This is a genomic window from Pseudomonas sp. RL, assembly GCF_000647775.1.
GTDB lineage: Bacteria > Pseudomonadota > Gammaproteobacteria > Pseudomonadales > Pseudomonadaceae > Serpens > Serpens flexibilis.
In genome coordinates this window covers 1-26,158 of the sequence record NZ_JBOY01000069.1, presented here as the reverse complement: position 1 = coordinate 26,158, position 26,158 = coordinate 1, and the positions used below count along the sequence as shown (strand labels likewise).

At 66.1% G+C, this 26,158-nt stretch carries 31 protein-coding genes and 1 pseudogene; 18 read left to right on the top strand and 14 right to left on the bottom strand.

The genetic code is table 11. From position 1 onward, the window contains the following. Nucleotides 1-69 precede the first annotated feature (69 nt). Entirely contained in the window at nucleotides 70-1,038 is a 969-nt protein-coding gene (locus tag AS93_RS0112395; RefSeq protein WP_027590912.1) for a lipid A biosynthesis lauroyl acyltransferase, read from the bottom strand. Nucleotides 1,039-1,345: 307 nt separating this feature from the next. Here AS93_RS0112395 and minC point away from each other — a divergent pair, with 307 nt between their 5' ends. The 4 genes from minC to AS93_RS0112375 all read left to right on the top strand — a co-directional run bounded on the left by minC (nucleotide 1,346) and on the right by AS93_RS0112375 (nucleotide 4,090). Continuing rightward, a complete protein-coding gene (gene minC / locus AS93_RS0112390) occupies nucleotides 1,346-2,050 on the top strand; it encodes a septum site-determining protein MinC (RefSeq protein WP_027590911.1) in 705 nt (234 codons plus the stop codon). 98 nt (nucleotides 2,051-2,148) lie between these two features. Further along, a complete protein-coding gene (minD, locus tag AS93_RS0112385) occupies nucleotides 2,149-2,961 on the top strand; it encodes a septum site-determining protein MinD (RefSeq protein WP_027590910.1) in 813 nt (270 codons plus the stop codon). Beyond that, entirely contained in the window at nucleotides 2,962-3,216 is a 255-nt protein-coding gene (minE, locus tag AS93_RS0112380; RefSeq protein WP_027590909.1) for a cell division topological specificity factor MinE, read from the top strand. Nucleotides 3,217-3,454: 238 nt separating this feature from the next. After that, nucleotides 3,455-4,090 carry an RluA family pseudouridine synthase gene (locus tag AS93_RS0112375; RefSeq protein ID WP_027590908.1) on the top strand — a complete coding sequence of 212 codons (636 nt, stop codon included), beginning with the start codon at nucleotides 3,455-3,457 and terminating at the stop codon, nucleotides 4,088-4,090. Between the two features lie 116 nt (nucleotides 4,091-4,206). Here AS93_RS0112375 and AS93_RS21115 read toward each other — a convergent pair whose 3' ends face one another. Further along, entirely contained in the window at nucleotides 4,207-4,329 is a 123-nt protein-coding gene (locus tag AS93_RS21115) for a hypothetical protein (protein ID WP_256214744.1), read from the bottom strand. Further along, nucleotides 4,326-5,534 (bottom strand): MFS transporter, encoded by a 1,209-nt coding sequence (locus AS93_RS0112365; RefSeq protein WP_027590907.1) that lies wholly within the window; start codon nucleotides 5,532-5,534, stop codon nucleotides 4,326-4,328. The genes AS93_RS21115 and AS93_RS0112365 overlap by 4 nt, the downstream gene beginning before the upstream one ends. A gap of 242 nt (nucleotides 5,535-5,776) precedes the next feature. Between AS93_RS0112365 and AS93_RS0112360 the strand changes: the two genes are divergently transcribed. From AS93_RS0112360 to AS93_RS0112335, 6 genes are all read left to right on the top strand, one after another. Next, nucleotides 5,777-6,094: a PepSY domain-containing protein gene (locus tag AS93_RS0112360; protein ID WP_027590906.1), complete on the top strand. Its 318-nt coding sequence runs from the start codon at nucleotides 5,777-5,779 to the stop codon at nucleotides 6,092-6,094. Nucleotides 6,095-6,251: 157 nt separating this feature from the next. Continuing rightward, nucleotides 6,252-6,554, top strand: coding sequence for a PepSY domain-containing protein (locus tag AS93_RS0112355; RefSeq protein ID WP_037009160.1), 303 nt, complete (start codon nucleotides 6,252-6,254; stop codon nucleotides 6,552-6,554). Beyond that, complete coding sequence (locus AS93_RS0112350) at nucleotides 6,554-7,219, top strand: response regulator transcription factor (RefSeq protein WP_027590904.1); 666 nt, start codon at nucleotides 6,554-6,556, stop codon at nucleotides 7,217-7,219. The genes AS93_RS0112355 and AS93_RS0112350 overlap by 1 nt, the downstream gene beginning before the upstream one ends. After that, nucleotides 7,216-8,541, top strand: coding sequence for an ATP-binding protein (locus tag AS93_RS0112345; RefSeq protein WP_027590903.1), 1,326 nt, complete (start codon nucleotides 7,216-7,218; stop codon nucleotides 8,539-8,541). The genes AS93_RS0112350 and AS93_RS0112345 overlap by 4 nt, the downstream gene beginning before the upstream one ends. Nucleotides 8,542-8,721: 180 nt before the next feature. Continuing rightward, nucleotides 8,722-9,540, top strand: a complete 819-nt coding sequence (locus AS93_RS0112340; protein ID WP_027590902.1) for a peptidoglycan DD-metalloendopeptidase family protein — start codon at nucleotides 8,722-8,724, stop codon at nucleotides 9,538-9,540. Between the two features lie 25 nt (nucleotides 9,541-9,565). Continuing rightward, on the top strand, nucleotides 9,566-10,816 hold the full coding sequence (locus AS93_RS0112335; RefSeq protein ID WP_027590901.1) for a mechanosensitive ion channel domain-containing protein: 1,251 nt from the start codon (nucleotides 9,566-9,568) through the stop codon (nucleotides 10,814-10,816). Between the two features lie 146 nt (nucleotides 10,817-10,962). On the opposite strand, the gene AS93_RS0112330 is transcribed toward AS93_RS0112335, so the two are convergent. After that, nucleotides 10,963-11,247 (bottom strand): hypothetical protein, encoded by a 285-nt coding sequence (locus AS93_RS0112330; RefSeq protein WP_027590900.1) that lies wholly within the window; start codon nucleotides 11,245-11,247, stop codon nucleotides 10,963-10,965. Nucleotides 11,248-11,357: 110 nt separating this feature from the next. On the opposite strand from AS93_RS0112330, the gene AS93_RS0112325 reads away from it, so the two are divergent. Further along, a complete protein-coding gene (locus tag AS93_RS0112325; protein WP_027590899.1) occupies nucleotides 11,358-11,639 on the top strand; it encodes a SelT/SelW/SelH family protein in 282 nt (93 codons plus the stop codon). Nucleotides 11,640-11,698: 59 nt separating this feature from the next. On the opposite strand, the gene fadD1 is transcribed toward AS93_RS0112325, so the two are convergent. Beyond that, nucleotides 11,699-13,387 (bottom strand): long-chain-fatty-acid--CoA ligase FadD1, encoded by a 1,689-nt coding sequence (gene fadD1 / locus AS93_RS0112320; protein ID WP_027590898.1) that lies wholly within the window; start codon nucleotides 13,385-13,387, stop codon nucleotides 11,699-11,701. A 390-nt stretch (nucleotides 13,388-13,777) separates the two neighbouring features. Between fadD1 and AS93_RS0112315 the strand changes: the two genes are divergently transcribed. Continuing rightward, a complete protein-coding gene (locus AS93_RS0112315; RefSeq protein ID WP_027590897.1) occupies nucleotides 13,778-14,728 on the top strand; it encodes an alpha/beta hydrolase in 951 nt (316 codons plus the stop codon). Next, nucleotides 14,725-15,195 (top strand): MaoC family dehydratase, encoded by a 471-nt coding sequence (locus AS93_RS0112310; protein ID WP_027590896.1) that lies wholly within the window; start codon nucleotides 14,725-14,727, stop codon nucleotides 15,193-15,195. The genes AS93_RS0112315 and AS93_RS0112310 overlap by 4 nt, the downstream gene beginning before the upstream one ends. 19 nt (nucleotides 15,196-15,214) lie before the next feature. On the opposite strand, the gene AS93_RS0112305 is transcribed toward AS93_RS0112310, so the two are convergent. Then, entirely contained in the window at nucleotides 15,215-15,529 is a 315-nt protein-coding gene (locus AS93_RS0112305) for a hypothetical protein (protein WP_027590895.1), read from the bottom strand. Between AS93_RS0112305 and AS93_RS0112300 the strand changes: the two genes are divergently transcribed. The 5 genes from AS93_RS0112300 to cysW all read left to right on the top strand — a co-directional run bounded on the left by AS93_RS0112300 (nucleotide 15,528) and on the right by cysW (nucleotide 19,134). Further along, a complete protein-coding gene (locus tag AS93_RS0112300; protein ID WP_027590894.1) occupies nucleotides 15,528-15,881 on the top strand; it encodes a hypothetical protein in 354 nt (117 codons plus the stop codon). The genes AS93_RS0112305 and AS93_RS0112300 overlap by 2 nt on opposite strands. 89 nt (nucleotides 15,882-15,970) lie before the next feature. Then, nucleotides 15,971-16,201 carry a hypothetical protein gene (locus tag AS93_RS0112295; RefSeq protein ID WP_027590893.1) on the top strand — a complete coding sequence of 77 codons (231 nt, stop codon included), beginning with the start codon at nucleotides 15,971-15,973 and terminating at the stop codon, nucleotides 16,199-16,201. A 167-nt stretch (nucleotides 16,202-16,368) separates the two neighbouring features. Beyond that, nucleotides 16,369-17,382 (top strand): thiosulfate ABC transporter substrate-binding protein CysP, encoded by a 1,014-nt coding sequence (gene cysP, locus AS93_RS0112290; protein ID WP_027590892.1) that lies wholly within the window; start codon nucleotides 16,369-16,371, stop codon nucleotides 17,380-17,382. 85 nt (nucleotides 17,383-17,467) lie between these two features. Continuing rightward, nucleotides 17,468-18,307 (top strand): sulfate ABC transporter permease subunit CysT, encoded by an 840-nt coding sequence (gene cysT / locus AS93_RS0112285; protein WP_027590891.1) that lies wholly within the window; start codon nucleotides 17,468-17,470, stop codon nucleotides 18,305-18,307. Beyond that, the gene (gene cysW, locus AS93_RS0112280) at nucleotides 18,304-19,134 is read left to right on the top strand and encodes a sulfate ABC transporter permease subunit CysW (protein ID WP_027590890.1); all 831 of its coding nucleotides are present in this window, start codon (nucleotides 18,304-18,306) and stop codon (nucleotides 19,132-19,134) included. The genes cysT and cysW overlap by 4 nt, the downstream gene beginning before the upstream one ends. A 43-nt stretch (nucleotides 19,135-19,177) precedes the next feature. Here the strand turns inward: cysW and tadA are convergent, their stop codons facing one another. From tadA to AS93_RS0112240, 8 genes and pseudogenes are all read right to left on the bottom strand, one after another. Then, nucleotides 19,178-19,654 carry a tRNA adenosine(34) deaminase TadA gene (gene tadA / locus AS93_RS0112275; RefSeq protein WP_027590889.1) on the bottom strand — a complete coding sequence of 159 codons (477 nt, stop codon included), beginning with the start codon at nucleotides 19,652-19,654 and terminating at the stop codon, nucleotides 19,178-19,180. 270 nt (nucleotides 19,655-19,924) lie between these two features. Continuing rightward, nucleotides 19,925-20,266 (bottom strand): Na+/H+ antiporter subunit G, encoded by a 342-nt coding sequence (locus tag AS93_RS0112270; RefSeq protein WP_027590888.1) that lies wholly within the window; start codon nucleotides 20,264-20,266, stop codon nucleotides 19,925-19,927. A 12-nt stretch (nucleotides 20,267-20,278) separates the two neighbouring features. Then, the gene (locus AS93_RS0112265) at nucleotides 20,279-20,548 is read right to left on the bottom strand and encodes a K+/H+ antiporter subunit F (RefSeq protein ID WP_027590887.1); all 270 of its coding nucleotides are present in this window, start codon (nucleotides 20,546-20,548) and stop codon (nucleotides 20,279-20,281) included. Next, complete coding sequence (locus AS93_RS0112260) at nucleotides 20,533-21,036, bottom strand: Na+/H+ antiporter subunit E (RefSeq protein WP_027590886.1); 504 nt, start codon at nucleotides 21,034-21,036, stop codon at nucleotides 20,533-20,535. The genes AS93_RS0112265 and AS93_RS0112260 overlap by 16 nt, the downstream gene beginning before the upstream one ends. Then, nucleotides 21,033-22,535, bottom strand: a complete 1,503-nt coding sequence (locus tag AS93_RS0112255; protein WP_027590885.1) for a monovalent cation/H+ antiporter subunit D — start codon at nucleotides 22,533-22,535, stop codon at nucleotides 21,033-21,035. The genes AS93_RS0112260 and AS93_RS0112255 overlap by 4 nt, the downstream gene beginning before the upstream one ends. Continuing rightward, the gene (locus tag AS93_RS0112250; RefSeq protein WP_027590884.1) at nucleotides 22,532-22,861 is read right to left on the bottom strand and encodes a Na+/H+ antiporter subunit C; all 330 of its coding nucleotides are present in this window, start codon (nucleotides 22,859-22,861) and stop codon (nucleotides 22,532-22,534) included. The genes AS93_RS0112255 and AS93_RS0112250 overlap by 4 nt, the downstream gene beginning before the upstream one ends. Nucleotide 22,862: 1 nt before the next feature. Next, nucleotides 22,863-25,652 carry a monovalent cation/H+ antiporter subunit A gene (locus tag AS93_RS0112245; RefSeq protein WP_027590883.1) on the bottom strand — a complete coding sequence of 930 codons (2,790 nt, stop codon included), beginning with the start codon at nucleotides 25,650-25,652 and terminating at the stop codon, nucleotides 22,863-22,865. Between the two features lie 262 nt (nucleotides 25,653-25,914). After that, a pseudogene (locus AS93_RS0112240) lies at nucleotides 25,915-26,158 on the bottom strand (hypothetical protein); the annotation flags it as partial.

The window sequence follows — 26,158 nt, the reverse complement described above, 5'->3', positions numbered from 1 at the left end:
TTAATAGCGAGGATTTTCGCCTAAATCGGTGTCCGGGATCAGTAGGCCACTACAGTGCCTTCTCGGCGATTACTCGCGGCGCACGTTACGGCTGCGCTTACGCTTGCGGGTACGAGGGGCGTAGAGCTTGGACTCGCCCACGGGACGGGTCTTGTAGCGGCGATGCGACCAGAGATACTGATCGGGGCACTGGGCCACCGCCTGCTCGATCCACTGGTTGATGCGCAGGCAATCAGCTTCCTCGCTCTCGCCGGGGAAGTTATCCAGCGGCGGATGGATCACCAGGCGGTAACCCGACCCGTCGGCCAGGCGCTCTTGGGTGAAGGGAATGACGCGGGCGCGGCCCAGGCGGGCGAATTTGGTGGTGGCGGTCACGGTGGCGGCGGGGATGCCAAACAGCGGCACGAAAATGCTCTGTCGGCGGCCATAGTCCTGATCCGGTGCGTACCAGATGGCCCGGCCGGCGCGCAGTACCTTGAGCATGGTGCGCACATCTTCGCGCTCCACGGCGGTGGCATCCGGGTTGTGACGTTCCCGGCCGCGGCGCTGGACGAAGTCGAACACCGGGTTGTTGTGCTGGCGGTACATGCCATCGATGGTATGCAACTGGCCGAGCAACGAGGCGCCGATCTCCAGGGTGGTGAAATGCAGCGCCATGAGGATTACGCCCTGGCCTTCCGCCTGAGCCTGGCGAAGGTGCTCCAACCCCTCGACATGCGCCAGCTTCGCCAGGCGCGGCTTGGCCCACCACCAGCTCATGGCCATCTCGAAGAAGGCGATGCCCATGGACGCGAAGTTCTCCTTGAGCAGTCGCGTGCGCTCCGCCTCGCTCATCTGCGGGAAGGCCAGCTCCAGGTTACGGCGAGCGATGGTGCGGCGTTCGCCACCAAACTGGTACAACCCCCACCCTGCCACTCGCCCCATGCGCAGCAGCAGCGGATAAGGCAGCTGCGCGATCAACCACAGCAAGCCCAGGCCGAACCACAACGGCCAGAAGCGCGGATGCAGGTAGTAGGTGCGAAAGGGTGAACGTTCCATGCCAGGACTCGATTGCGTAAAAGTGCGGCATGTTACCGGGAAATGGGGATTTTTGGAGCGGCGCAGCACGGCCAGCTACGGGAGCGAAGAAGCTCGTGGACAAGTCCGCCCCTAACAGAAGCACCGCACGGCACCCGTGGGAGCAAATTTACTCGCGAGCTTTAGGGGGCACCGAAGAGAAGCAGTGGACAACCCGGCCCACAGAAAAACGACGCCAGAAACCCGGCTGTCCAAAATGCGTATTCACCCTTGGAAAAGCCCTGTATTTCCCGCTATAAGTCCCGTCATTTACCGAAGCGGGCAAATGATGAGCCAGGATCAGGACGCGGTATTCCAACTCAAGGGCAGCATGCTAGCCATTACCCTGTTGGAGTTGGCCCGTTACGACCTCGCCAGGCTCGAACGCCAACTGGCGGACAAAGTCGCCCAGGCACCCAAGTTCTTTGATAACACCCCGTTGATTCTTGCCCTGGACAAGTTGCACGACGCGTCCATTCCCGTCGATCTGCAGAAACTCATCGCGATCTGCCGGCAACATGGCCTGCAGACGCTCGCGGTGCGCACGGACCGCCAGGATGACATGAGCCTGGCCTCCGAACTCGATGTCCCGGTAATTCCCACGAGCAGCGCCAGCGGGCGCGCCCTGGAGCCGAGCGATGAGGCCAGCCAGGGTGAGGTGGCTCGGCCGAGCAAGGTCATCCACCGGCCGGTGCGCGGCGGCCAGCAGGTCTACGCCCAAGGCTGCGATCTGATCGTGATCGGACCGGTGAGTCCCGGGGCGGAACTTCTCTCGGACGGCAATATCCATGTTTACGGACCCCTGCGCGGACGCGCACTGGCCGGCATCAAGGGCGATGGCAAGGCGCGGATATTCTGCAAGGAGTTGAATGCCGAACTGGTTTCCATCGCCGGGCGGTATAAGGTGGCTGAAGATTTGCGCCGCAGCCCCTTCTGGGGACAGGGCGTGCATATCAGTCTCACGGGGGATTTATTGAATATCCACCGGCTTTGAAAGTTGTTTCGCGGTTTTTACAGGTCGGATGACCCGGAAAGGACGCCACCCTTTCGGTTCTCGAAGTTCCCGTTTTACTCATTCAGGGGTGATTTACCTTGGCCAAGATCCTCGTTATTACTTCCGGCAAGGGAGGCGTGGGTAAAACCACTACCAGCGCCGCACTGGGCACCGGACTCGCCCTGCGAGGGCACAAAACCGTCATCGTCGACTTCGATATCGGCCTGCGTAACCTGGATCTCGTCATGGGCTGCGAGCGCCGGGTAGTCTACGACTTCGTCAACGTCATCAACGGCGACGCCACGCTGCACCAGGCGCTGATAAAGGACAAGCGCCTGGAGAATCTCTACGTGCTGGCCGCCAGTCAGACCCGCGACAAGGAGGCGCTGACCCAGGACGGCGTCGGCCGCGTGCTGGACGAACTGTCCCAGAACTTCGAGTACGTCATCTGCGACTCCCCCGCCGGCATCGAGCGCGGCGCCCACCTGGCCATGTACTACGCCGACGAGGCCATCGTGGTGACCAACCCGGAAGTGTCCTCGGTGCGCGACTCCGACCGCATGCTGGGCCTGCTGTCCAGCAAGTCGCGACGCGCCGAGCGCGGCGAGGAGCCGATCAAGGAACACCTGCTGCTGACCCGCTACGATCCCACCCGCGTCGACAAGGGCGAGATGCTGGGCGTCGACGACGTCGAGGAGATCCTCGCCATTCGCCTGCTAGGCGTGATTCCCGAATCCCAGTCGGTGCTCAAGGCCTCCAACCAGGGCGTGCCGGTCATCCTCGACGAGCACAGCGACGCCGGCCAGGCCTACAGCGACGCGGTGGACCGCCTGATGGGCAAGGAGGTCCCGCACCGGTTCATCGACGCGCAGAAGAAGGGATTCCTGCAACGTCTGTTCGGAGGCCGCTAAATGAGCTTTTTCGACCTGCTGCGCGAGCGTGAGAGAAAACAAACCGCCTCCATCGCCAAGGAGCGTCTGCAGATCATCGTGGCCCACGAACGCGGCCAGCGGGTGCAACCCGACTATCTGCCGGCCCTGCACAAGGAACTGATCGCCGTCGTGCGCAAGTACGTGAACATCAGCGACGACAAGGTGCAGGTCAGCCTGGAGGACCACGACAACTGCTCGATCCTGGAAGTGAACATTCCACTGCCGGATCGTTGATATTCCGCGCGCCGTTCCGGCGCGATGGTGGACAAGAAAACGTTGTCCACCCTACGCCCGTAGGGTGGATCACGCATTACCGATCCACCAACGCACTGCAAGGTGCGGCCGGCCATGCGCGACCGTACACGCGGCCAATCTGGCACTGCCCCTTTATCGCGGCTACAGCCCCTCCTACAATCCCGCACGCATCCTGCGCGGACACGTCCGCCTTCGCCTCGTTTTACGGATTTGTCCCATGCCCCTGTCGAATATCGAGATCCTCCACCAGGACGACGCCCTGCTGGTGATCAACAAGCCCACCCTGCTGCTCTCCGTGCCCGGGCGCGCCGAGGACAACCGTGATTGCCTGGTGACCCGCCTGCAGGAAAACGGTTACCCCGAGGCGCGCATCGTGCATCGCCTGGACTGGGAGACTTCGGGGGTGATCGTGCTGGCCCGCGACGCCGACAGCCACCGCGAGCTGTCCCGGCAGTTCCATGACCGGGAAACCGAGAAGGCCTACACCGCCCTGTGCTGGGGCGAACCGGAGCTAGACAGCGGCCGGATCGAACTGCCGCTGCGCTACGACCCGCCGACCAAGCCGCGCCATGTGGTGGACCACGAACTGGGCCGGCATGCCCTGACCTTCTGGCGCGTGCTTGAACGCTGCGGGCACTACAGCCGCGTGGAACTCACGCCGGTCACCGGCCGCTCGCACCAGTTGCGCGTACACATGCTGAGCATCGGCCATCCGCTGCTCGGCGACCGCCTATATGCCCACGAAGAAGCCCTGGCCGCCCACGACCGCCTGTGCCTGCACGCCAGTCTGCTGGTGCTCACCCACCCGGTCACCGGCGAGCGGCTGCGCTTCGAAAGCCCGGCGCCGTTCTAGCCTGTCCGCCTAACACCGGTGCGGGGCCCGCGGCGGCCAGAGAAGCGCTAACCGCCCTACCGTCGGGAGCGTAGGGTGGACAACGTCTTTCTTGTCCACCGCCACCCAATGGCTAGCTAACAGCTCATTCCCGTCTGCAACAGTGCCAGCCCGCCCCGCGTCCAGCCCCACCAGGCCAGGGCCAGCAGCAGGCCGAGGCCGATCAGCAGAGCGGTCTTCAGCCAGGCGCCCCGGCTCATGCGCTCGCCCCTCCGGTCTGCAGGCGGGCCACCGGCACTTCGCGCACCGGCCAGTTGAGCAGGGCCGCCATCAGGCTGAGCAGGATGGAAATCTGCCAGACCAGCGAGTAGCTGCCGGTCAGGTCATACAGGTAGCCGCCCAGCCAGCCGCCCATGAACGAGCCCAGCTGGTGGAACAGGAAGGCGATGCCGCCCAGCATCGACAGGTTGCGCACGCCGAACAGGGTCGCCACCGTGCCGTTGGTCAGCGGCACGGTCGACAGCCACAGCAGCCCCATGGCCATGCCGAACAGGTAGGCGGACATCTCGCTCAGCGGCAGGTAGAAGAACGCGGTGATCACCACGCCACGCAGCAGGTACAGGGCCACCAGCAGCCTGGGCTTGGACATGCGCCCGCCCAGCCAGCCGGCGCCATAGGTGCCGGCGATGTTGAACAGGCCGACCAGCGCCAGCACCGTGGTGCCCACATGAACGCCGAGGCCCTGGTCCACCAGGTAGGCCGGCAGGTGCACACCGACGAACACCACCTGGAAGCCGCAGACGAAGAAGCCCACCGACAGCAGCCAGAAGCCGGGGTGACGAGCGGCCTCGCTCAGCGCCTCGCCCAGCGTCTGCTGGTGTGCCTGGCGCGGCGCCGGCGCTTCGCGCAGGGCGGCGCCCATCGGCACGATCAGCGCCACCAGCGCGCCCAGCGCCAGCAAGGCCGCCGACCAGCCCAGCCACTCCATCAGCCCCAGGGTGCCGGGCAGCATGATGAACTGGCCGAAGGAGCCGGCCGCGGCGGCGATACCCATCGCCATGCTGCGCTTTTCCGGGGTGGCAGCGCGTCCGACGGCGGCCAACAGCACCGAGAAGGAGGTGCCGGACAGCCCCAGGCCGATCAGCACGCCGGCGCTCAGCGACAGGCCCAGCGGGGTTTCCGCCATGCCCATCAGCACCAGGCCGACCACATAGAACAGCCCGCCCACCAGCACCGCACGGCCAGCGCCGAAGCGATCGGCCAGCGCGCCGGTGATCGGCTGCGCCAGGCCCCAGATCAGGTTCTGCAGGGCGATGGCGAAGGCAAATACCTCACGGCCCCAGCCGAAATCCGTGCTCATCGGCGCCAGGAACAGGCCGAAGCCATGTCGCACGCCGAGCGACAGGGTGAGCACCACCGAACTCAGCACCAGGATCCACAATCCCGCCCGGGTAAAACCGTTCATCACAACCCCTGTCTATCTCAAGGTATGCCCGCGCACGGGCGAGGGGGGCTGTATATCCCCGCACCCACGGGTGCGTCAATTGGCCCCGTGGTCTCGCCGTGGGGCAGGCCGCGCCTGGGGAGGAGTCATCACGGCCTCCGTCGACCAGCACTAGGCCGGCCCGCGCGGTATCGCCTTTCAGCTTCAGTTAAGCCGCCTTCCCTAACCTGTGTTCGTCAAAGCAACCCATGGAGACCACAACCATGCGCAAGACCCTCACCCTGCTGTTCGCCGCCACTACCCTGACCTTCGGCGCCAACCTGGCGCTGGCCGCCGACCGCGACATCGGCCCGGACGAAGCGCTCAAGCTGCGCGATGCCGGCACCATCCAGTCGTTCGAGTCGCTCAACGAAACCGCACTCAAGCAGCACCCCGGCGCCAAGGTGGAAGAAACCGAGCTCGAGGAAGAGAATGGCCGCTACCTCTACAAGGTGGAGCTGCGCGATGCCCAGAATCAGCAATGGGACCTGAAACTGGACGCCGCCACCGGCGAAGTCCTGGAGAATCAAAAGGACGACTGACGCGGCCCGCACGGACCTGTAGGGTGGGCATCGCCTTCTTTGTCCACCATCGCGCCAGACCGGCCGCGCCTGGCCGGCGCGATGGTGGATCGATGAAGCGTGATCCACCCTACGATGCGCGGCGGCCGTGACGTTTTCCTCACACGAGTCATTTGCCATGCCACGCCCCCTTCCCCTGCTGCTCGCTGCCCTGCTCGTCGCCACGCCGGCAATGGCCGGTCGTGACCTGAACCAGGATGAAGCCCTGCGCCTGCGCCGCGAAGGGACCATCCAGTCGCTGGATGCACTCATGCAACCGCTGCTGGAGCGCTACCCCGGCGCCCGCCTGCTGGAAGCCGAGCTGGAGGAAGAGCATGGCCGCTACATCTACGAGCTGGAACTGCTGACCCGCCAGGGCGAGGTGCGCGACATCGAGCTGGACGCCGCCAATGGCGAGCTGCTCAAGGACAAGGAGGACTGATGCGCCTGCTGCTGGTGGAAGACCATGTGCCGCTGGCCGACCAGTTGCTGGCCGATCTGCAACGTCATGGCTACGCCGTCGACTGGCTGGCCGACGGCCGCGACGCCGAGCATCAGGGCGCCAGCGAGCCCTATGACCTGATCGTGCTGGACCTGGGCCTGCCCGGCAAACCCGGTCTGGAAGTGCTGCGCGCCTGGCGCGCCCAGGGCCTGGCCACGCCGGTGCTGATCCTCACCGCCCGCGACAGCTGGGCCGAGCGCATCGATGGCCTGAAGGCCGGCGCCGACGATTACCTGACCAAGCCCTTCCATCCGGAGGAACTGCAGCTGCGCATCCAGGCGCTGCTGCGCCGCGCCCACGGCCTGGCCAACCAGCCGCTGCTGGCGACCGGCGGACTGGAGCTGGACGAGGCGCGCCAGGAGTGCCGGCGCGACGGACAGGCCATCGCGCTGACCGCCGGCGAGTTCCGCCTGCTGCGCTACTTCATGCTGCATCCCGGTCAACTTTTGTCCAAGTCCCAGCTGGCCGAACACCTGTATGACGGCGAAACCGAACGCGACTCCAACGTCATCGAGGTGCTGGTCAACCGCCTGCGCGGCAAGCTGGGCCGCGAGATCATCGAAACCCGCCGCGGCCAGGGCTACCGCTTCGGAACGCGGCAATGAACTCCCTGCAGCACCGTCTCGGCCTGGGCCTGATCGCCGCCTTGCTGGTGGTCGGGCTGATTCTGCTGCAGGCCAGTCTGTGGCTGTTCGAAGCGGGGCTGCGCCGCAGCCTGGAGACCGACCTGCGCGAGGAGACCGAAGGCCTGCTGGTGGCGCTGGTTCCCGGAGCCAACGGCCTGCAGCTGGACAGCCAGCGCCTCGGCCCGCGCTATCAGCGGGCATTCTCCGGCCACTACTTCCGCATCGACAGCGACAGCCACGAGTGGCGTTCCCGCTCGCTGTGGGACAGCGATCTCGACTGGCCCACGCAGGACGGCTTGCACCCCGAACTGGTCGACGGGCCGCAGGACCAGCGTCTGCTGGTCTACCGCGCCGCCTACCGGCGCGGCGGTCAGCCCCTGCACATCAGCGTCGCCCACGACTACACCCCGATCCTCGACAGCTTTCAACAGGTCCGTCTCGGTGGACTGACGTTGCTGGGCGTGGCGCTACTGGCCTTCGGGCTGCTGCAGCGCCTGGCGGTTCGCACCGCCCTGCGCCCGCTGGAAAGCGCCCGCGCGCAGATCGCCGAGCTGCAGCAGGGACGCCGCGCCCAGCTGGATACCCACGTGCCGCAGGAACTGCAGCCGCTGGTCACGCAGATCAACCATCTGCTGACGCAGACCGACGAGACCCTGAAACGCTCGCGCCATGCCATCGGCAATCTCGGCCATGCCTTGAAGACGCCGCTGGCAGTGCTGACCGGCCTGCTGGACAGCGAGGCGCTGGCCGCCCAGCCGGCACTGCGCCAGCAGCTGGAGGAGCAACTGGGCCAGATTCGCCAGCGGGTGACCCGCGAACTCAGCCGCGCCCGCCTGGCCGGCGAGGGACAGGCGGGCGGCGGCTTCGACTGCGCGCAGGAGCTGCCGGCACTGTTCGCCACCCTGGCGGCCATCCATCGCCGCGACCTGAAACTGGACTGGCAGGCCCCGCCCGATTGCCACCTTCCCTGGGAACGCGAGGACATGCTGGAGCTGCTCGGCAACCTGCTGGACAACGCCTGCAAGTGGGCCCACAGCCAGGTTCGCCTGGGCATCGCGACGCTGCCGGATGGCTACCGCCTGCGCGTCGACGACGACGGCCCGGGAATTCCTGTCGACCGCCGCGATACCGTCTGCCAGCGCGGCGCCCGCCTGGACGAGGGGCTGGAGGGCCATGGACTGGGACTGGGCATCGTCGCCGACATCATCAGCGCCTGGCGCGGCGAATGGCAGCTGCAGGCCAGTCCGCTGGGCGGGCTGCGCGTGGAGATCCGCCTGCCCGCCGTCTCACCAGGACGGTAGGAGCGGTCCGCTGCTGCTCCCGTCGGAGCGAATTCATCCGCGCGCTTTTGATGGATGCCTGCAGGAAGCTCGCGGACGAGTCCGCTCCCACAAAAGGCGAGTCCGCTTGGGCGGCTGCAGCGGCCTGCCATCCGCAGCCATGATAAAGTCCCCCGCGTTCGTTATTTCCCACAGGTTCCCATGCGCACTCTGCTGACCCTGCTGCTCTGCCTCGCCCTGCCGGCGCATGCCGAAGGCTTTCTTTCCCACCTGCTCGACAAACCGGTCCCCGGGGGCGTCGCCGTGGTTGACCTGGGCGATGCTCCGCACGCGCCCCAGGTGAGCTACCAGAACAAGCCGGCGCTGGTGATTCGCGAGGACGGCCGGCGCTGGATCGCCATCGTCGGCGTGCCGCTGCAAACGCCCGCCGGCGCGCAGACCCTGTTGGTGGATGGCCAGCCGCGCAGCTTCGAGGTCGGCGCACGCGCTTACCGCGAGCAGCACATCACCCTGAAAAACAAGGAACAGGTCAACCCCGGCCCGGAAGCCCTGGCGCGGATCGGCCGCGAGCTGGCCGAACAGCAGGAGGCGTACCGGCGCTTCAGCGCCTTCCAGCCGAGCAACCTGTACTTCGACCGGCCGGTGGACGGCCCGCTGTCCTCGCCGTTCGGGCTGCGGCGCTTCTTCAACGGCGAGGAGCGCAATCCGCATTCGGGCCTGGACTTCGCCGCACCGGCCGGTACGCCGGTGAAGGCGCCCGCCGCTGGCGAGGTGACCCTGGTCGGCGACTACTTCTTCAACGGCCAGACAGTGTTCGTCGACCATGGCCGCGGGCTGATCAGCATGTTCTGCCACCTCTCGGCCATCGATGTGACGGTCGGACAGCGCCTGGCGCGCGGCGAGGTGCTGGGCAAGGTGGGCAGCACCGGCCGCTCCACCGGCCCGCACCTGCACTGGAACGTCAGCCTCAACGATGTGCGCATCGATCCGGCCATCTTCATCGGCGCCTACCGCCCCTGATTACACCCTTCACCTGGAGACTCACATGCAAGAAGAGCTGGCCTTAGGGCTCGACTGGCTGCGCAGCCATCCCGAATTGCAAACCCTGGTTGCCTGTAGCGCGTTGCTGCTGCTGGCGGCGATTGCCAACTGGTTGGTCAAGCGCATCCTGGTGCGCGGCCTGTACTCACTACTGAAGACCGGCGCCTTCGACGACTTCGGGCTGATCCGCCGACTGTCCAACGTGGTACCGGCGCTGATCATCACCGGCGGTGTGACTGCCGTGCCGGGTCTGCCCCAGGCTGCCGTCACGGTCACCCAGAACGTCTGCGCGGGATTCATCATTCTCACCGTGGCCCTGGCACTGGGCGCCGCGCTGAATATCGTCAACCACCTCTACCAGCGCCGCCCGGATGCGCAGCGCCGGCCCATCAAGGGCTATTTGCAGGTGGTGAAGATCGCCATCTACGCAATCGCCACCATCCTGGTGATCGCCGCGCTGATCGACCGCTCGCCGCTGATCCTGCTCTCCGGCCTGGGTGCCATGGCCGCGGTCCTGATGCTGATCTTCCAGGACACCCTGCTGTCGCTGGTGGCCAGCGTGCAGATCACCTCCAACGACATCGTGCGCGTCGGCGACTGGGTGGAGATGCCGCAGCTCAACGCCGACGGCGACGTGATCGACATCGCCCTGCACACCGTGAAGGTGCAGAACTGGGACAAGACCATCACCACCATCCCGACCAAGCGCTTTATCACCGACCCCTTCAAGAACTGGCGTGGCATGCAGGAGTCAGGCGGCCGGCGCATCAAGCGCAGCCTGCTGATCGACGAGCAGAGCATCCACTTCCTGGACAGCGAGGAGCGCGAGCGGTTGTATCGCTTCAACCTGCTGCAGGACTACCTGGTCAACAAGCGCCGCGAGATCGACGACTGGAACGCCAAGCTGGCCGAAGCCGGTCGCGAGCCGGTGAATACCCGGCGCGTCACCAACATCGGCACCTTCCGTGCGTATGTGGAGCGCTATCTGCGCAGCCACCCGGGGATCCACCAGGGCATGACCCTCCTGGTGCGCCAGATGGCGCCCACCGCGGAAGGGCTGCCGCTGGAGATCTACTGCTTCACCAACACGGTGGCCTGGGCCGAGTACGAAAGCATCCAGTCGGACATCTTCGACCACATGCTGGCGATCCTGCCCGAGTTCGGCCTGCGCGTGTTCCAGAACCCCGGCGGCGCGGATCTGCGCGCCTGGACCGAGGCTACACAGGCCCCGGCACGCAAGGCCCTACCGGTGTAAGGCGGTCGGCGCAGGACGCGAGACGGTGGCCAACGCGTTGCGTTGACCACCCTACGCTGAGGCACGCGATTGGCCGGTAGGGCGGTCGGCGCTTTTCCGGCCGCCGAACCCGCCGTGCCGGCTACGAACGCCATGCGTTGACCAGCCTACGATTGCGCCGGCCCGACGTGGAAGCGCAGGGTGATGCCGTCACCGCTGCCATCACCCACCACCGAGCCCACCACCGGGTCGGCATGCACACTGCGCCCGGGGTAGGCTTCCTGCAGGTGCCGCCGGCAGACGGCGCTGATCTCGTTGAGCAAACTGGTGAACTGGGTATCGCGCGGAATGATGAAGTGCAGCTGCACCAGCAGCGCGCAGGCATCCCTGGGCAGATGCGTCAGCCCGCAGGTATTCCACTGGTCGTTGACGTAGGCTTCGGCGCCTTTCATGGGATGGCCCTCCCTGCTGGATTCCCCCTATCTATAGACCAGTGGCCAGCGGTTCGCCGCAGCCGTGGCGGCGGTAAACTGGCCGCCACTCCCTCTTACAGGTAACCACCATGCAGCGGCCGAAAGCGGAAATCGTCATCACCTACTGCACCCAGTGCCACTGGCTGTTGCGAGCCGCCTGGCTGGCCCAGGAGCTGCTCAGCACCTTTGCCGACGACCTTGGCCGGGTCAGCCTGGAACCGGGCACCGGCGGGGTGTTTCGCATCACCTGCGACGGCGAGCAGATCTGGGAACGCAAGGCCGACGGTGGCTTCCCGGAAGCCAAGGAGCTCAAGCAGCGCGTGCGGGATCGCATCGACCCGCAGCGCAACCTGGGACACAACGACCGCTGACATTCCCCAAAAACACAAAACCCCGCCGAAGCGGGGTTTTGTGGATGCGGAGGAAGCAATCAGGCGCTGGCCAGCTTCTTCAGCTCTTCGTCACGCAGCTCGCGACGCAGGATCTTGCCGACGTTGGTGGTCGGCAGGCTGTCGCGGAACTCGACCAGCTTGGGACGCTTGTAGCCGGTGACGTTGTCGTGCATGTGCTTGAGCACCTGCTCCTTGGTCAGGCTGGCGCCCGGCTTGACCACCACGAACATCTTGATGGTCTCGCCGGAACGCTCGTCCGGCACGCCAATGGCCGCGCACTGCAGCACGCCCGGCAGGGTGGCCAGCACGTCTTCCAGCTCGTTCGGGTACACGTTGAAGCCGGAGACCAGGATCATGTCCTTCTTGCGGTCGACGATGCGCATGTAGCCGTCGTCCTGGATGATCGCCACGTCGCCGGTGCGCAGCCAGCCTTCGGCGTCCATCACTTCGCGGGTGGCTTCCTCGCGCTGCCAGTAGCCCTTCATCACCTGCGGGCCCTTGACGCACAGCTCGCCGCGCTCGCCGAACGGCAGCACGTTGCCTTCGTCGTCGATCACGCGGCACTGGGTGGAGGGCAGCGGGATACCGATGGTGCCGACCTGGATGTTCTGCACCGGGTTGACCGACACCACCGGACTGGTTTCGGTCATGCCGTAGCCTTCGCAGATGGCGCAACCGGTGACTTCCTTCCAGCGCTCGGCGGCGGCCAGTTGCAGGGCCATGCCGCCGGAAAGGGTCAGTTTCAGGCTCGAGAAGTCCAGGCGACGGAAGTCCTCGTTGTTGCACAGGGCCACGAACAGGGTGTTCAGGCCGATGAAACCGGTGAACTTGTAATTGCCCAGGTCCTTGATCATCGCCGGCAGGTCGCGCGGGTTGGTGATCAGCACGTTATGGTTGCCGGTCAGCATCAGCATCATGCAGTGCACGGTAAAGGCGTAGATGTGGTACAGCGGCAGCGGCGCGATCACCACTTCGCAGCCCTCGCCCAGGTTGGCGCCCATCAGTGCCTTGCACTGCAGCATGTTGGCCACCAGGTTGCGGTGGGTGAGCATGGCGCCCTTGGCCACCCCGGTAGTGCCGCCGGTGTACTGCAGCACGGCGATTTCGCTGTTGCCCGGGTTGGCCTCGCGCACCGGCACGCCCTTGCCCTTGGCCAGGGCGTCGGTGAGCTTGACGGCCTGTGGCAGGCGGTAGGCCGGCACCATCTTCTTCACGTGCTTGACCACGGCGTTGACGATCAGGCGCTTGAGCGGCGGCAGCATGTCGCCGACTTCGGTGATGATGACGTGCTTCACGCCGGTCTTCGGCAGCACTTCCTCGGCCAGGTGGGCCATGTTGGCCAGGCACACCAGCGCCTTGGCGCCGGCGTCGTTGAACTGGTGTTCCATTTCCCGCGCGGTGTACAGCGGGTTGGTATTGACCACGATGAGGCCGGCACGCATGGCGCCGAACACCACCACGGGATACTGCAGCACGTTCGGCAGCTGGACGGCGATGCGGTCGCCCGGTTGCAGATCGGTGTGCTGCTGCAGCCAGGCAGCGAAGCGACCGGAAAGCTCGTAGAGCTCACCATAGGTCAGCGTCTTGCCCAGATTGCTGAACGCGGGCTTGTTGGCAAAGCGCTGGCAGGACTCTTTCAGAACGGCCTGGATGTTCGGAAACGCATCGGCATTGATCTCCGCAGGCACGCCTGCCGGATACTTGTCCTTCCAGTAATGTTCGGTCATGGAAAGCCCACTCCTAAGCTACAGCTTGTCTTCACCGTCGGCAGTGACGGTTGGTTGATATTATTCGGTGGCCGAGAGCCCGGTGCAGAGCCCCTAAGCGCCGCGAGAGTATCAGCTTTGCAAAAGGCCATCCATAGCCAAAATCAAGCCTTGCAGTCTCGTTAATGACTGAGAATTGACATCCAGTCACGAGATACAGCCTCCGCAGCAGCCGCCGGATTTCGCCCGCCGGCACCCCTGCAACAGGCCATCCGGTATGACCCGGAGCAAGGTAGCAGCCCGCCGGCGGAGCGCAAACCGCAAACTGCGGGACAGCGCACACACCCCCGGGCTGGGCAGCGTTCGGCAGCCTACCTACAATGCGTCTCTTTATTCAGCGGAGCGCGCGCCATGCGCACCTTTACCCTGCCAGCCAGCGACGGTGTTGCCCTCCAGGTCAATCAGTGGAGCGCGGACCAGCCGCCGCGCGCTGCGCTGCTGCTGATCCACGGCATGAGCGAACACGGCGCACGCTATGCCGAACTTGGCCAGGCGCTGGCCGCGCGCGGCATTGCGCTCTACGCACCGGACCTGCGCGGCCACGGCGTTACCGGTCAGCGGCAGGGCCTGCTCGGCCATTACGCCGACCATGACGGCTGGCGGCGCGTCCTCGAGGATTTGCACCAGCTCGAACTGCACCTGCGCGCCTGCCATCCGCAGGTCCCGTTGCTCCTGTTCGGCCACAGCATGGGCAGTTACCTGGCGCAGGCCTATCTGCTGCGTCATGGCGCAGGCTTCGCCGGCGCGGTGCTGTCCGGCTCCAACTACCAGTCGCCGGCGCTCTATCGGCTGGGACGCCTGGTCGCACGCCTGGAACGCTGGCGCCAGGGCCCGCATGGACGCAGCGCGCTGCTGGAATGGCTGACCTTCGGCGCCTTCAACAAGGCGTTCCGTCCCAACCGCACTCGCCATGACTGGCTGAGCCGCGACCCCGCCTCGGTCGACGCCTACCTGGCCGATCCGCTGTGCGGTTTTCGCTGCACCAACCAGTTGTGGATCGACCTGTTCGGCGGCCTGCTGGAGATCACGCCGGTGGCAAACCTGGCGCAAATCCCCCACGACCTGCCGCTGCTGGTGATCGGCGGCGAGCGTGACCCGGTCAGTGACGGACGGCGTCAGTTGGATCTTGTCGACGCGTTGCGCCGTGCCGGCCTGGAACGCGTCAGCGCTCAGCTCTACCCCGACGCCCGCCACGAACTGCTGCACGAAACGAACCGCGCGGATGTCATAGCCTTTTTGCTCGACTGGCTGGAGGCCGCCCTGGCCAACCGGCAGTCCTGCCACCCCAAGGAGATCGCATGACCCAACTCACCAATACTCCCTACGAGGCGCTCGAAGTCGGCCAGAAGGCCACGTACAGCAAGACCGTCGGTGAGAAGGACATCCAGCTGTTCGCCGCCATGTCCGGCGACCGCAACCCGGTGCACCTGGACGCGGAGTTCGCCGCCGGCACGATGTTCAAGGAGCGCATCGCCCATGGCATGTTCAGTGGCGCACTGATCAGCGCGGCAGTGGCCTGCACCCTGCCCGGACCCGGCACCATCTACCTGGGCCAGACCATGAAGTTCACCCGCCCGGTGAAATTCGGCGACACCCTCACCGTGCAGCTGGAAATCCTCGAGAAACTGCCCAAGTTCCGCGTACGCATCGGCACCCGCGTGGTCAACCAGCGGGACGAGATCGTCGTCGACGGCGAGGCGGAGATCCTGGCCCCGCGCAGCCAGCAGACCGTGACCCTGCCGGAACTGCCGCCGATCAGCATCGGCTGACGGGTCGGTTACGCCGGGGTCAGCGTTCGGTCCCGGCCTCCTCCCCATGCAGGTCGGGTCGATCCGCCCCCTCGGCGGCCGGGTTGCCCGGCTGCATGGCCGGCGCTGCGGGAGGTCGGTCCCGCTCCCCGTTCCCGTCGCCACAGGCTGCCAGGAGCAACCCCAGCAGCATCACGGCACCCCAGCGCATCTCTCGCATCACTTCCTCCCGCCTCGCGGCCGCCTGATCTTCCTGGTAACCGACAGGCTCCACGCGCTGAAATTCGCCCCGCGCGAACCCAACAGCCGCACAGCCTTCTAAAGGCGGGTATTCGTCAGCAAGGAAATCCGCCATGTTCCGGCCACTGTCCACCCTCTGCGGCCTCGCCCTCGCCCTGCCCCTGTTCGCCCAGAATGCCGAGCCCGAGATCATCCTCCACCAGGAGGGCCTGCAGATTGACGTCCAGCCGATGGGCAAACCGCTGCAGGCATTGGACGGCGAATTGCTCGGGGTCCGGGCGGTCAAGGTGATCAACCATGGCGAACAGACCGTCGTCTGCGAGTTCCAGGTTCCGGCCGAAGTGCGCTCGACCACACCACCGGTGCCTTTCCGGATCGCGCCCGGCGCCCAGGTGGTGGAGCGGGTGCCCGGCGATTACGCACCCGGCCAGCCATACGCGGAGCTGCGCTGCAGCCACGCGCCCTGAGCCGCAGCTCGCCGCATACCCGGAACCTGCGCGCCGCCCTTCCGGTCCCCTGCTCAGCCCGTCCACGCAGCCCCGCAGGAGCGCTCTTCATGGCAACCGGCGACCGACACCATGCGCAGCACACCCCGACCCAAGCCGAGCCGTCGCCCGCGGAGGAGACCCGCGAGAACGAAGAGCCCGGCGTAGCACCGGGCCGCGTCGGCGATCTGCGCCATCAGGGTGAGCGCCTGCACGACAAGGCCAGCGATGTGGGCCAGGGCACGCCGGGAAGAGGCGAGAAGCCCGAGGGTGAACAATCCGGCCAGCCTCCGCAGGCCTGAGAATGCCCCCGGCTCGACCCGAACTGACGGCCCCGCGCACTTATTCTAAATCGCTATATCACTATGAGAATTCCGTATTTTCATAGCATATGGCTATCCCGCAGAATCCCCACCCAGACGGCCGCCTGGCCACTCCCGATTGCCCGCTTGCGCGAAGGACGTTTTCGATGCTCAAGAAACTGTTGCTGGCCACCGCCCTGTCCACCAGCCTGTTCGGCGCCGCCGCCCAGGCGCAGACTCCGCCGCTGCTCAACGCGTCCTATGACGTAGCGCGCGAACTGTTCGCAGAGATCAACCCGAAGTTCATCGAGCACTGGAAGGCCACCACCGGCGAGGAGCCGAAGATCGACCAGTCCTTCGCCGGCACCTCCAAGCAGGCCCAGGACATCATCCAGGGCAAGAAGGTCGACGTGGTGACCTTCAACCAGGTGACCGACGTGGACATCCTCGCCAAGCGCCGCCTGCTCAACGAGGACTGGGCCACCGAGTTCCCCAACAACAGCTCGCCGTACTACAGCACCATCGGTTTCCTGGTGCGCGAGGGCAACCCGAAGAACATCCGGAGCTGGGATGACCTGATTCGCGACGACGTGAAGCTGGTGTTCCCCAACCCGAAGACCTCCGGCAACGCCCGCTACACCTACCTGGCCGCCTGGCTGTTCGCCAACGAGAAGTTCAACGGCGACCAGGACAAGATCAAGGCGTTCGTCGGCAAGCTGCTGCACAACGTGGAGAACTTCCCCACCGGCGGCCGTGGCGCCACCGTGGCCTTCGCCCAGAACGGCCAGGGCGATGCGCTGCTGACCTTCGAGTCGGAAGTGATCAACATCGCCAACCACCCGGACTTCAAGGCCGGCAACTACCAGATCGTGATTCCGCCGGTAAGCGTGCTGGCCGAGTTCCCGGTGGCCATCGTCGACAAGGTGGTGGACCAGAAGGGCACCCGCAAGCTGGCCACCGAATACCTGAATTTCCAGTACACCCGGGACATCCAGCAACTGCTGACCCGCTACAACCTGCGCGTTCATCACCCCGAGGTGGTCAAGGCCACCGAGGCCCAGTTCGCCAAGGTTCGCCTGATCAACCCCACCGACGTGCTGGGTAGCTGGGACACCATTACCGAGACCCACTTCGGCCGCAACGGCGTGCTGGACCAGCTGCTGAGCCAGCGCCCCAACTGATGTCCCGCCTGCGCTAGACTGTGCCGCCCCCACCGGGCGGCACTGCCTTTGCGGCGGTTGTTTTCCGATCGACAAGCGATTTCCCGTGACCTTTCCGATTCCGCGCTTCTTTCATCAGGCACCCACCCTGCCGGGTTTCGGGCTGAGCTTCGGCATCAGCACCCTGTACCTGTCGCTGGTGATCCTCCTGCCCATCTCGGCACTGTTGCTGTACGTCAGTGACCTCACCTGGCTGGAATACTGGCGGGCGATCAGCGATCCGCGGGTGGTTTCCAGCTATGCGGTAACCCTGCAAGGCGCGCTGATCTCGTCCCTGGCCGCCCTGCTGATCGGCCTGCTGCTGGCCTGGATCATCGCCCGCTACGACTTCCCCGGCCGGCGGCTGGTGGATGCCCTGGTGGACCTGCCTTTCGCCCTGCCCACCTCGGTGGCCGGCCTGACCCTGGCCTTCCTGCTGGTGCCGGACGGCTGGATCGGCCAGTGGCTGGGCTTCAAGGTTTCCTATGCATTTCCCGGCATCGTGGTGGCCATGACCTTCACCAGCCTGCCGTTCGTGGTGCGCACCGTGCAGCCGGTGCTGCTGGAGCTGGGCAACGAGTTCGAGGAAGCCGCGCACACCCTGGGCGCCAGCAAGTGGCAGACCTTCTGGCACGTGATCCTGCCGATGCTGGTGCCGGCGCTGATCACCGGTGGCGCGCAATCCTTCGTGCGCAGCCTCGGCGAGTTCGGCGCGGTGGTGATGATCGCCGGCAACATGCCGTTCAAGACCGAAGTCAGTTCGCTGATGATCTTCGTGCGCCTGCAGGAATTCGACTATCCCGCCGCCGCGGCCATCGCCTCGGTGATCCTGCTGGCCTCCCTGATTCTGCTGTTCACCCTGCAGGTGGTGCAGAGTCGCGTCCTTCGTTGGCAGCGCAAGAAATGAAGAAGCCCCATTCCTGGCCGCAATGGCTGCTGATCGGCCTCGGCCTCGCCGTGGTCGCCCTGGTTCTGCTGGTACCGCTGGTGCTGATCTTCACCCGCGCGTTATCCGGCGGCTGGGACCTGCTGGTGCAGAACCTCTCCGAAGACTACATGCAGCACGCACTGATGCTCACCGTGCTGGTGGCCATCGCCACGGTGCCGATCAACCTGGTGTTCGGCATCTGCCTGGCCTGGTGCGTGACGCGCTACGACTTCCGCGGCCGCCGCCTGCTGTCGACGCTGATCGACATCCCCTATGCGGTCTCGCCGGTGGTCGCCGGCCTGTGCTACCTGGTGATCTACGGCATCGAGGGTTTCGTCGGCCAGTGGTTCTACGATCGTGACATCCAGCTGATGTTTGCCTGGCCGGGGATCGTCATGGTCACGGTGTTCGTCACCGCGCCCTATGTGGCGCGCATCCTGATTCCCACCATGCAGAGCCAGGGCGCCGAAGAGGAAACCGCCGCGCTGACCCTGGGCGCCAATGGCTGGCAGATCTTCCGCCATGTCACCCTGCCCAACATCAAGTGGGCGCTGCTCTACGGCGTGGTGGTGACCAACGCGCGGGCGGTGGGCGAATTCGGCGCGGTGTCGGTGGTGTCCGGCACCATCATGAACCAGACCCTGACCCTGCCGCTGCTGGTCGAGCAGTTGAACAACGACTACAAGACCGCCGCCGCCTTCACCGCCGCCGCGCTTCTGGCGTGCATGGCGCTGCTCACCCTGTTCCTGAAGACCTTCATGGAATGGCGCCAGCGCCAGGCGATGGCGCGGGCCGAGGCGGCCTGAACGGCGCCCGGCCCCTCTCCCATCAAGGGAGAGGGGAAGCGCGTCAGCGCCTGGCCTTGAAGAATTCCTTCAACACCGCCCCGCACTCCTCGGCCAGCACGCCGCCCTCGACGCGTACCCAGTGGTTGAGGAAGTTCTGCTCGAAGAAGCGTCCCTGGCTCACCGCCACCCCGGCGCGCGGCTCGGCGGCGCCGTAAACCACGCGGGCGACGCGCGAATGCACGATCAGCCCGGCGCACATGCTGCAGGGTTCCAGCGTCACGTACAGGGTACTGCCCGGCAGGCGATAGTTCTGCGCCGCCTCGGCGGCGGCGCGAATGGCGACCATCTCGGCGTGAGCGCTGGGGTCGTGGCGGCTGATCGGTGCATTGAAGCCGCTGCCGATCACCTCACCCTCGCGCACCAGCACCGCGCCGACCGGCACCTCGCCCTGCGCCGCGCCCAGGCGCGCCTGTTCCAGCGCCAGGCGCATGAAATGCTCGTCGCGGGAACGGTCGATGATGGGGCTGAACTTGCTCATGGCGAATCCGGAAGCAGAAATTTCAAGTTGAAGCGGGACGAGAGCTGCCACGTAGCGCGGTCAGCGCTTTGCTGGCCGCCGTGCGGGGTCAATGGCGGACAGGAAAAGCGTTGTCCACCCTACGGCGCAGTGCACCCTATCGCGGACAAGTCCGCTCCCACAAAAAGCGGATCAGCCCGGCACCAGCCTTGTGGGAGCGAATTCATTCGCGAGCTCTTTGGCGGCGGCCGGCCAGGTGCGGCCGGCTAGGCGCGGCCGGCACGGAATCCATCAGAACCCGTCGTCTTCCCAGCGCTTGCCGCGCGTCTTGCCGATCACCGGCAAACCCTGCTGCAGCGCGGCCTTGGCCAGCATGTGCGCACTGACCGGGGCGGTGATGAACAGGAACAGGGCGATCAGCAGCTCATGCAGGCTCAGCCCCTGCTTCTGCACGGCGAAGAAGATCGCCGAGGCGATGATGATGCCGCCCACCCCGAGGGTGGTGGCCTTGGTCGGTGCGTGCAGGCGGGTGAAGAAGTCCGGCAGGCGATACAAACCGATGGCGCCGACCAGCGCGAACAGGCTGCCCAGCAGCAGGAAGGCGCAGATCAGCAGTTCGATCCAGAAAGGCATGACTCATATTCCTCAGTCGATCAGGTCGCCGTGCAGCAGGTGCTTGCCCACCGCCACGGTGCCGACGAAGCCGAATAGCGCGATCAGCAACGCGGCCTCGAAGAAGATGTCCGACGCCAGCCAGATGCCGAACAGCACGACCAGCGCCAGGCCGTTGATGTACAGGGTATCCAGCGCCAGGATCCGGTCGGGTACCGAGGGCCCGCGCACCAGACTCAGCATGTTCAGCGCCAGGGCCAGACCGAGCAGGCCCATGCACAGCGGAATCACGTAGGCGAGCATTCGAATATCTCCAGCAGCGGGGCCTCGTAGCGTTTCTTGATTTCGACCACCAGCTCGTCGATGTCCGGCACGTCAAGCGCATGCAGCAACAGGGTCTTGTGGTCGGGCGTCAGGCCGGCGGAGACCGTCCCCGGGGTCAGGGAAATGATGCTGGCCAGGGTGGCGAGCAGGAACTCGTCCTTGAGCTCCATGGGCACCTCGACGAACGCCGGGTTCAGGCGCGATTTGGGGCCCAGCACCAGGCGCGCCACGTGCAGGTTGGCGACCACGATATCCCAGAGCACCTTGAGCAGGAACAGGCACAGCGCCAGGGGCTGGCGCACCCGTGGCACGAAGATCAGGTAGCGGCGCAGCAGCAGCGGAATGGCCCAGCCGAGGAACAGGCCGAGCAGCAACTGGCCGAGGCTGAGCTGGTTGGCCAGCAGCAGCCACATGCCGGTAAGCAGCAGGGTCAGCCCCGGATGGGGCAGCCAGGCGAAGCGCTTCATGCCCCACCTCCTTCGACGATGCGCAGATAGGGAGCCAGGTCGAGCAGCTGCGCCGCGGTGGCGTCCAGGTAGTCCTTCAGCGGCTCGGCGACGATGACCAGCACCACGCTGGCCAGCAACAGCCCGGTGGCAGCCACCAGCCGCACCGGATCGGCCAGCGGCCCCTGGGCGGTCTGCCCGTTGTTGCGCCAGAACAGGCGGTTGCCGGCCCGGCTGAGGGTGACGATGGAGGCCAGCCCGGCGATCAGCAGCAGCGGCCAGAACTCCAGCGCGGTGGCGCCGGTGCCGGCCGAGCGCAGCATCAGCAGCTTGCCGATGAAGCCGGACAGCGGCGGCAGGCCGGCCACCGCCAGCGCGCCGAAGAAGAACAGCCCGCCGAGCAGCATCGGCTGGCGCAGCAGCGGGCCGACCTGCAGGGCGCCGCCCAGCTCGCCACGCTGACGACCCAGCAGGTCGGCCAGCAGGAACAGGCCACCGCACACCAGGGTGCTGTGCAGCAGGTAATAGAGCCCGGCACCCAAACTGGCCCGGCTACCCAGGGCAAACACCGCCAGCAGGCTGCCCACTGAGATCAGCAGCAGGTAGGCGATCATTTCCTGCAGGCTGCGCGCGGCCAGGGCGCCAATGGCGCCGCCCACCAGGGTCGCCAGCGCCAGCCACCAGAACCAGTCATGGGCATAGAAGGCCAGATCGCCGGCTTCGCTGCCGAAGATCAGCGTGAACACGCGCAGGATGGCGTACAGGCCCACCTTGGTCATGATCGCGAACAGCGCCGCCACCGGCGCGCTGGCCGACGCATAAGCGCGCGGCAGCCAGAAATACAGCGGCAGGATGGCCGCCTTGAGGCCGAACACCACCAGCAGCAGGAAGCCGGCGGCGGCGATGATCGGCGCCGTGTCCGGTCCGGCGGCGCCGGCGCGGGCGGCCAGGTCGGCCATGTTCAGGGTGCCGAGCAGGCCATAGAGGGTGCCGACACCGATCAGGAACAGTGAGGAACCCAGCAGGTTGAGCACCACGTAGTGCATGCCGGCGCGCGCCCGTGCCGCGCCGTTGCCGTAGACCAGCAGGCCGTAGGAGGCGATCAGCAGGACCTCGAAGAACACGAACAGGTTGAACAGGTCGCCGGTCAGGAACGCCCCATTGATGCCCGCCAATTGAAACTGGAACAGGGCATGGAAGTTGGGCGCGCGCTCGTCCTCCCCGGCGCTGGCGTACAGCGCGGCAAAGGAGGCCAGCACGGCGGTGAGCAGCACCATCAGCGCGCTCAGGCGATCGAGCAGCAGGATGATGCCGAACGGCGGCCGCCAGTCGCCCAGGGCGTAGACGCGCAATTCGTCGTCGCCGGCCAGCAGCACCAGCCAGGCGGTCGCCGGAATCAGCGCCAGCGTCGCCAGCAGGGACAGCGCGCGCTTGAACGACTTGCCGCGACGGTGCAGCACCAGCAACAGGGCGCCGGTGAACAGCGGCAAGAGGATCGGCAGGATGACGGCGTGATTCATTGACGCGGCTCCCGACCATCCACGTGGTCGCTGCGCAGTTCGCCCATGCTGCGCAGGGCCAGCACCAGCACGAAGGCGGTCATGGCGAAGCCGATGACGATGGCGGTCAGCACCAGCGCCTGGGGCAGCGGATCGGCAAATTCGACACCCTTGCCGATCACCGCCGGCGCGCCGGTGACCAGGCGCCCCATGGCGAACAGGAACAGGTTGACGGCATAGGAGATCAGCGTCAGGCCGAGCACCACGGGAAAGATGCGCGCCCGCAGCAGCAGGTAGACGCCGCTGGCGACCAGCACACCCAGGGTGATGGCATACAAAGCTTCCATATCAGAGCACTTCCTCGCAATCGGTCTGGCTCACGTGGCCGATGTTGGACAGGATCAGCAGGGTCGCCCCAACGACCGCCAGATAGACCCCCAGGTCGAAGAGCATGGCGGTCGCCAGCTCCACATCGCCGATCAGCGGGATATGGAAATGGCCGAACGCCGAGGTGAGGAATGGATGGTCGAAGGCCCAGCTGCCCAGGCCGGTGAGCGCGGCAATCAGCACGCCGCCGCCGGCCACCGCGTGGTAGCTGAACGGCTGGCGCGCCTCGGCCCAGGTCACGCCGTGGGAGATGTACTGCAGCACCAGGGCCACCGCCGTGACCAGGCCGGCGATGAAGCCGCCGCCCGGCAGGTTGTGGCCGCGCAGGAAGATGAACACCGCCACCAGCAGCGCCAGCGGCATCAGGGTGCGCGCCAGCACGTCGAGGATCATCGGATGGCTGTCGGTGGACCACAGCTGGCCGCGATAGTCGCGGCGCGGATGCGGCAGTTGCAGGCCGTGCAGCAGGCCGTAGATGCCCACGGCGGCGATGGCCAGCACGCTGATCTCGCCCAGGGTATCGAAGCCGCGGAAGTCCACCAGGATCACGTTGACCACGTTGGTACCGCCGCCACCGGACACACTGTTGGCCAGGAAGAAGCCGGCGATGGTCTCGTAGGGGCGGGTCAGCACGGCGAAGGCCAGCACCGCCACCAGCGTGCCCACGGCAATCGCCACCACCATGTCGCGGAATCCGCGCAGGCTGCTGGTTTCCATCTCGGCGCGTGGCGGCAGGAAGAACAGCGCCAGCAGCATGAGGATGATGCTCACCACCTCCACCGCCAATTGAGTCAGCGCCAGGTCCGGCGCCGAGAAGCGCGCGAAGACCAGCGAGACCATCAGGCCCACCACGCTGAGCAGCGCCAGCGCGGTCAGGTAGCGCAGCTTGTACACCACCGTCAGCAGCCCTGCCACCATCAGCACCACCAGGCCCAGCGCGGTGACCGGATCGAGCGGCGTCATGGCCAGCTCGCCAGTCAGGGTGCGCAGCGGCGACAGGGCCACCACCACCAGCACCAGCGTCAGCACCAGCACCCAGATCAGGTAGCTCTGCAGTGAGCCGTTCTCCAGCACGCGGGTCAGGCGCCGGGCGATGTTGACCAGGTTGGTCATCGCACGGTCGAAGATCATCAGCGCGTTGAACGACGGCAAGCCGTCGAACCAGGCGTACAGGGGTTTGCGCGCCGCGTACAGCGCCAGACCGCCGAGCAGCGCCACGGTGCTCATGGCCAGCGGCATGTTCAGGCCATGCCAGATCGACAGGCTGTACTCCGGCAGCAGGCCGTTGAGGCTGGCGCTCGCCGCCGAGGCCAGCAGCGGGGCCACCGTCCAGGCCGGCAGCATGCCCACCACCAGGCACAGCAGCACGAGAATCTCCACCGGGATCTTCATGTAGCGCGGCGGCTCGTGGGGCGGGTACTTGGGCAGGTCGATGGGCTCGCCATTGAAGAACACGTCATGGATGAAGCGCAGCGAATAGGCCACCGAGAACATCCCGGCCACGGTGGCCAGGGTCGGCACCAGCCAGTTGAAGCCGCCGAACAGGCTCTGGTGCAGGGTTTCGCCGAAGAACATTTCCTTGCTGAGGAAGCCGTTGAGCAGCGGCACACCGGCCATGGCCAGCGAGGCCACCATGGCCAGCACGGCGGTGTGCGGCATGTACTTCCACAGGCCGTTGATGCGCCGCATGTCGCGGGTGCCGGTCTCGTGGTCGATGATGCCGGCCGCCATGAACAGCGAGGCCTTGAAGGTGGCGTGGTTGATGATGTGGAAGATCGCCGCCACGTTGGCCAGCGGCGCGTCCAGACCGAACAGCAGGGTGATCAGGCCCAGGTGGCTGATGGTGGAATAGGCCAGCAGGCCCTTGAGGTCGGTCTGGAACAGCGCCAGTACGGCACCCACCAGCAGGGTCGACAGACCGGTCAGGCTGACCAGGTAGAACCACCAGTCGGTGCCGGCCAGCGCCGGATACAGGCGCGCCAGCAGGAAGATGCCGGCCTTGACCATGGTCGCCGAGTGCAGGTACGCGGACACCGGCGTGGGCGCGGCCATCGCCCGGGGCAGCCAGAAGTGGAACGGGAACTGCGCGGACTTGGTGAACACGCCCAGCAACACGAGGATCAGTGCCACCGGATACAGCGCATCGGCGCGAATCCGGTCGCCGGAGGCCAGCACATCGCTCAGCTCGAAGCTGCCGACGATGCTGCCGATCAGCAGGATGCCGGCCAGCAGGGCGAAGCCGCCGCCGGCGGTGATGGTCAGCGACATGCCGGCGCCCATGCGCGCATCGCGGCGGTGCGACCAGAAGCCGATCAGCAGGAAGCTGGACAGGCTGGTCATTTCCCAGAACACCAGCATCAGCAGCAGGTTCTCGGAGAGCACCACACCCAGCATGGCGCCCATGAACAGCAGCAGGTAGGTGAAGAAGCGCCCGGCCGCCTCGTGGCGACCCAGATAGTAGTGGGCGTAGAGGATCACCAGCAGACCGATGCCGAGGATCATCAGCGCGAACAGGAAACCCAGCCCGTCCAGACGCAGGCTGAGATTGAGGCCCAGCTCGGTCAGCCAGGGCTGGTAGAGGATCAGGGCCTCGCCGGAGAACACCCGGCTGGCTTCGCTGAGCAGCAGGCCGAAGGCGATGGCCGGCGCCAGGGCGGTGGCCAGCGCGCAGGCCAGACGGCCGCGCCCCTCGGCCAGGGTGGGCAGGAAGGCGCCAAGGAAAGGCAGTAGCAGAATAAGTGCCAGAATCATCCATCGCACCTCGTGAGTCGGTTGGAGATGTATACGACGCCCACGCAGAGCGAAACGGCAGCATTCTCAAATAAACAAAGAAATGCCGTCATGCTTTTTTTATTACAAAAAACGATTAGGCAGCGCCATTAGCCTTCCGTCGGGCTTGGCGCCACGCGATTCACCCCAAGGGCGCCGCCGTGTTCAGGGGAGAGGCTGCGGGCGCGGCGCTTCCGGCGCCATTCGTCGTGGCGCCCTCGGTAGACCGGTACGCCGGTGTCCCTTACAGCGGCGCCACCCGGCTGGTGCCATCCACGGTGAGGATACGTACCCGCTGGCCGACCCGGAAGGTCTGGTTCGGCTCCACCGCCTGCACGTAGGCACGCATGCTGCCATCGTCCTCGCGCACGGTGATCTCCACCCCCTGGGTGCGGGTAAAACCCTCTTCCGCCGCCGCGCCCAGCATGCCGCCGGCCACCGCGCCGATCACCGCTGCCACGGCACTGCCGCGACCGCCGCCCACGCCG

Excerpts from the sequence above, each read along its gene's own strand:
- AS93_RS0112315 (WP_027590897.1), top strand. The coding sequence starts at position 13,778 with ATGCGCACCTTTACCCTGCCAGCCAGCGACGGTGTTGCCCTCCAGGTC.
- AS93_RS0112305 (WP_027590895.1), bottom strand. The coding sequence starts at position 15,529 with ATGGCGGATTTCCTTGCTGACGAATACCCGCCTTTAGAAGGCTGTGCG.
- AS93_RS0112300 (WP_027590894.1), top strand. The coding sequence starts at position 15,528 with ATGTTCCGGCCACTGTCCACCCTCTGCGGCCTCGCCCTCGCCCTGCCC.
- AS93_RS0112340 (WP_027590902.1), top strand. The coding sequence starts at position 8,722 with ATGCGCACTCTGCTGACCCTGCTGCTCTGCCTCGCCCTGCCGGCGCAT.
- AS93_RS0112360 (WP_027590906.1), top strand. The coding sequence starts at position 5,777 with ATGCGCAAGACCCTCACCCTGCTGTTCGCCGCCACTACCCTGACCTTC.
- AS93_RS0112345 (WP_027590903.1), top strand. The coding sequence starts at position 7,216 with ATGAACTCCCTGCAGCACCGTCTCGGCCTGGGCCTGATCGCCGCCTTG.
- AS93_RS0112325 (WP_027590899.1), top strand. The coding sequence starts at position 11,358 with ATGCAGCGGCCGAAAGCGGAAATCGTCATCACCTACTGCACCCAGTGC.
- AS93_RS0112250 (WP_027590884.1), bottom strand. The coding sequence starts at position 22,861 with ATGGAAGCTTTGTATGCCATCACCCTGGGTGTGCTGGTCGCCAGCGGC.
- AS93_RS0112365 (WP_027590907.1), bottom strand. The coding sequence starts at position 5,534 with ATGAACGGTTTTACCCGGGCGGGATTGTGGATCCTGGTGCTGAGTTCG.
- minC (WP_027590911.1), top strand. The coding sequence starts at position 1,346 with ATGAGCCAGGATCAGGACGCGGTATTCCAACTCAAGGGCAGCATGCTA.
- AS93_RS0112330 (WP_027590900.1), bottom strand. The coding sequence starts at position 11,247 with ATGAAAGGCGCCGAAGCCTACGTCAACGACCAGTGGAATACCTGCGGG.
- AS93_RS0112270 (WP_027590888.1), bottom strand. The coding sequence starts at position 20,266 with ATGCCTTTCTGGATCGAACTGCTGATCTGCGCCTTCCTGCTGCTGGGC.
- AS93_RS0112350 (WP_027590904.1), top strand. The coding sequence starts at position 6,554 with ATGCGCCTGCTGCTGGTGGAAGACCATGTGCCGCTGGCCGACCAGTTG.
- AS93_RS0112265 (WP_027590887.1), bottom strand. The coding sequence starts at position 20,548 with ATGCTCGCCTACGTGATTCCGCTGTGCATGGGCCTGCTCGGTCTGGCC.
- AS93_RS0112260 (WP_027590886.1), bottom strand. The coding sequence starts at position 21,036 with ATGAAGCGCTTCGCCTGGCTGCCCCATCCGGGGCTGACCCTGCTGCTT.
- fadD1 (WP_027590898.1), bottom strand. The coding sequence starts at position 13,387 with ATGACCGAACATTACTGGAAGGACAAGTATCCGGCAGGCGTGCCTGCG.
- AS93_RS0112245 (WP_027590883.1), bottom strand. The coding sequence starts at position 25,652 with ATGATTCTGGCACTTATTCTGCTACTGCCTTTCCTTGGCGCCTTCCTG.
- minE (WP_027590909.1), top strand. The coding sequence starts at position 2,962 with ATGAGCTTTTTCGACCTGCTGCGCGAGCGTGAGAGAAAACAAACCGCC.
- AS93_RS21115 (WP_256214744.1), bottom strand. The coding sequence starts at position 4,329 with ATGAGCCGGGGCGCCTGGCTGAAGACCGCTCTGCTGATCGGCCTCGGC.
- AS93_RS0112355 (WP_037009160.1), top strand. The coding sequence starts at position 6,252 with ATGCCACGCCCCCTTCCCCTGCTGCTCGCTGCCCTGCTCGTCGCCACG.
- AS93_RS0112310 (WP_027590896.1), top strand. The coding sequence starts at position 14,725 with ATGACCCAACTCACCAATACTCCCTACGAGGCGCTCGAAGTCGGCCAG.
- AS93_RS0112335 (WP_027590901.1), top strand. The coding sequence starts at position 9,566 with ATGCAAGAAGAGCTGGCCTTAGGGCTCGACTGGCTGCGCAGCCATCCC.
- AS93_RS0112295 (WP_027590893.1), top strand. The coding sequence starts at position 15,971 with ATGGCAACCGGCGACCGACACCATGCGCAGCACACCCCGACCCAAGCC.
- AS93_RS0112375 (WP_027590908.1), top strand. The coding sequence starts at position 3,455 with ATGCCCCTGTCGAATATCGAGATCCTCCACCAGGACGACGCCCTGCTG.
- cysW (WP_027590890.1), top strand. The coding sequence starts at position 18,304 with ATGAAGAAGCCCCATTCCTGGCCGCAATGGCTGCTGATCGGCCTCGGC.
- AS93_RS0112255 (WP_027590885.1), bottom strand. The coding sequence starts at position 22,535 with ATGAATCACGCCGTCATCCTGCCGATCCTCTTGCCGCTGTTCACCGGC.
- tadA (WP_027590889.1), bottom strand. The coding sequence starts at position 19,654 with ATGAGCAAGTTCAGCCCCATCATCGACCGTTCCCGCGACGAGCATTTC.
- cysP (WP_027590892.1), top strand. The coding sequence starts at position 16,369 with ATGCTCAAGAAACTGTTGCTGGCCACCGCCCTGTCCACCAGCCTGTTC.
- AS93_RS0112395 (WP_027590912.1), bottom strand. The coding sequence starts at position 1,038 with ATGGAACGTTCACCCTTTCGCACCTACTACCTGCATCCGCGCTTCTGG.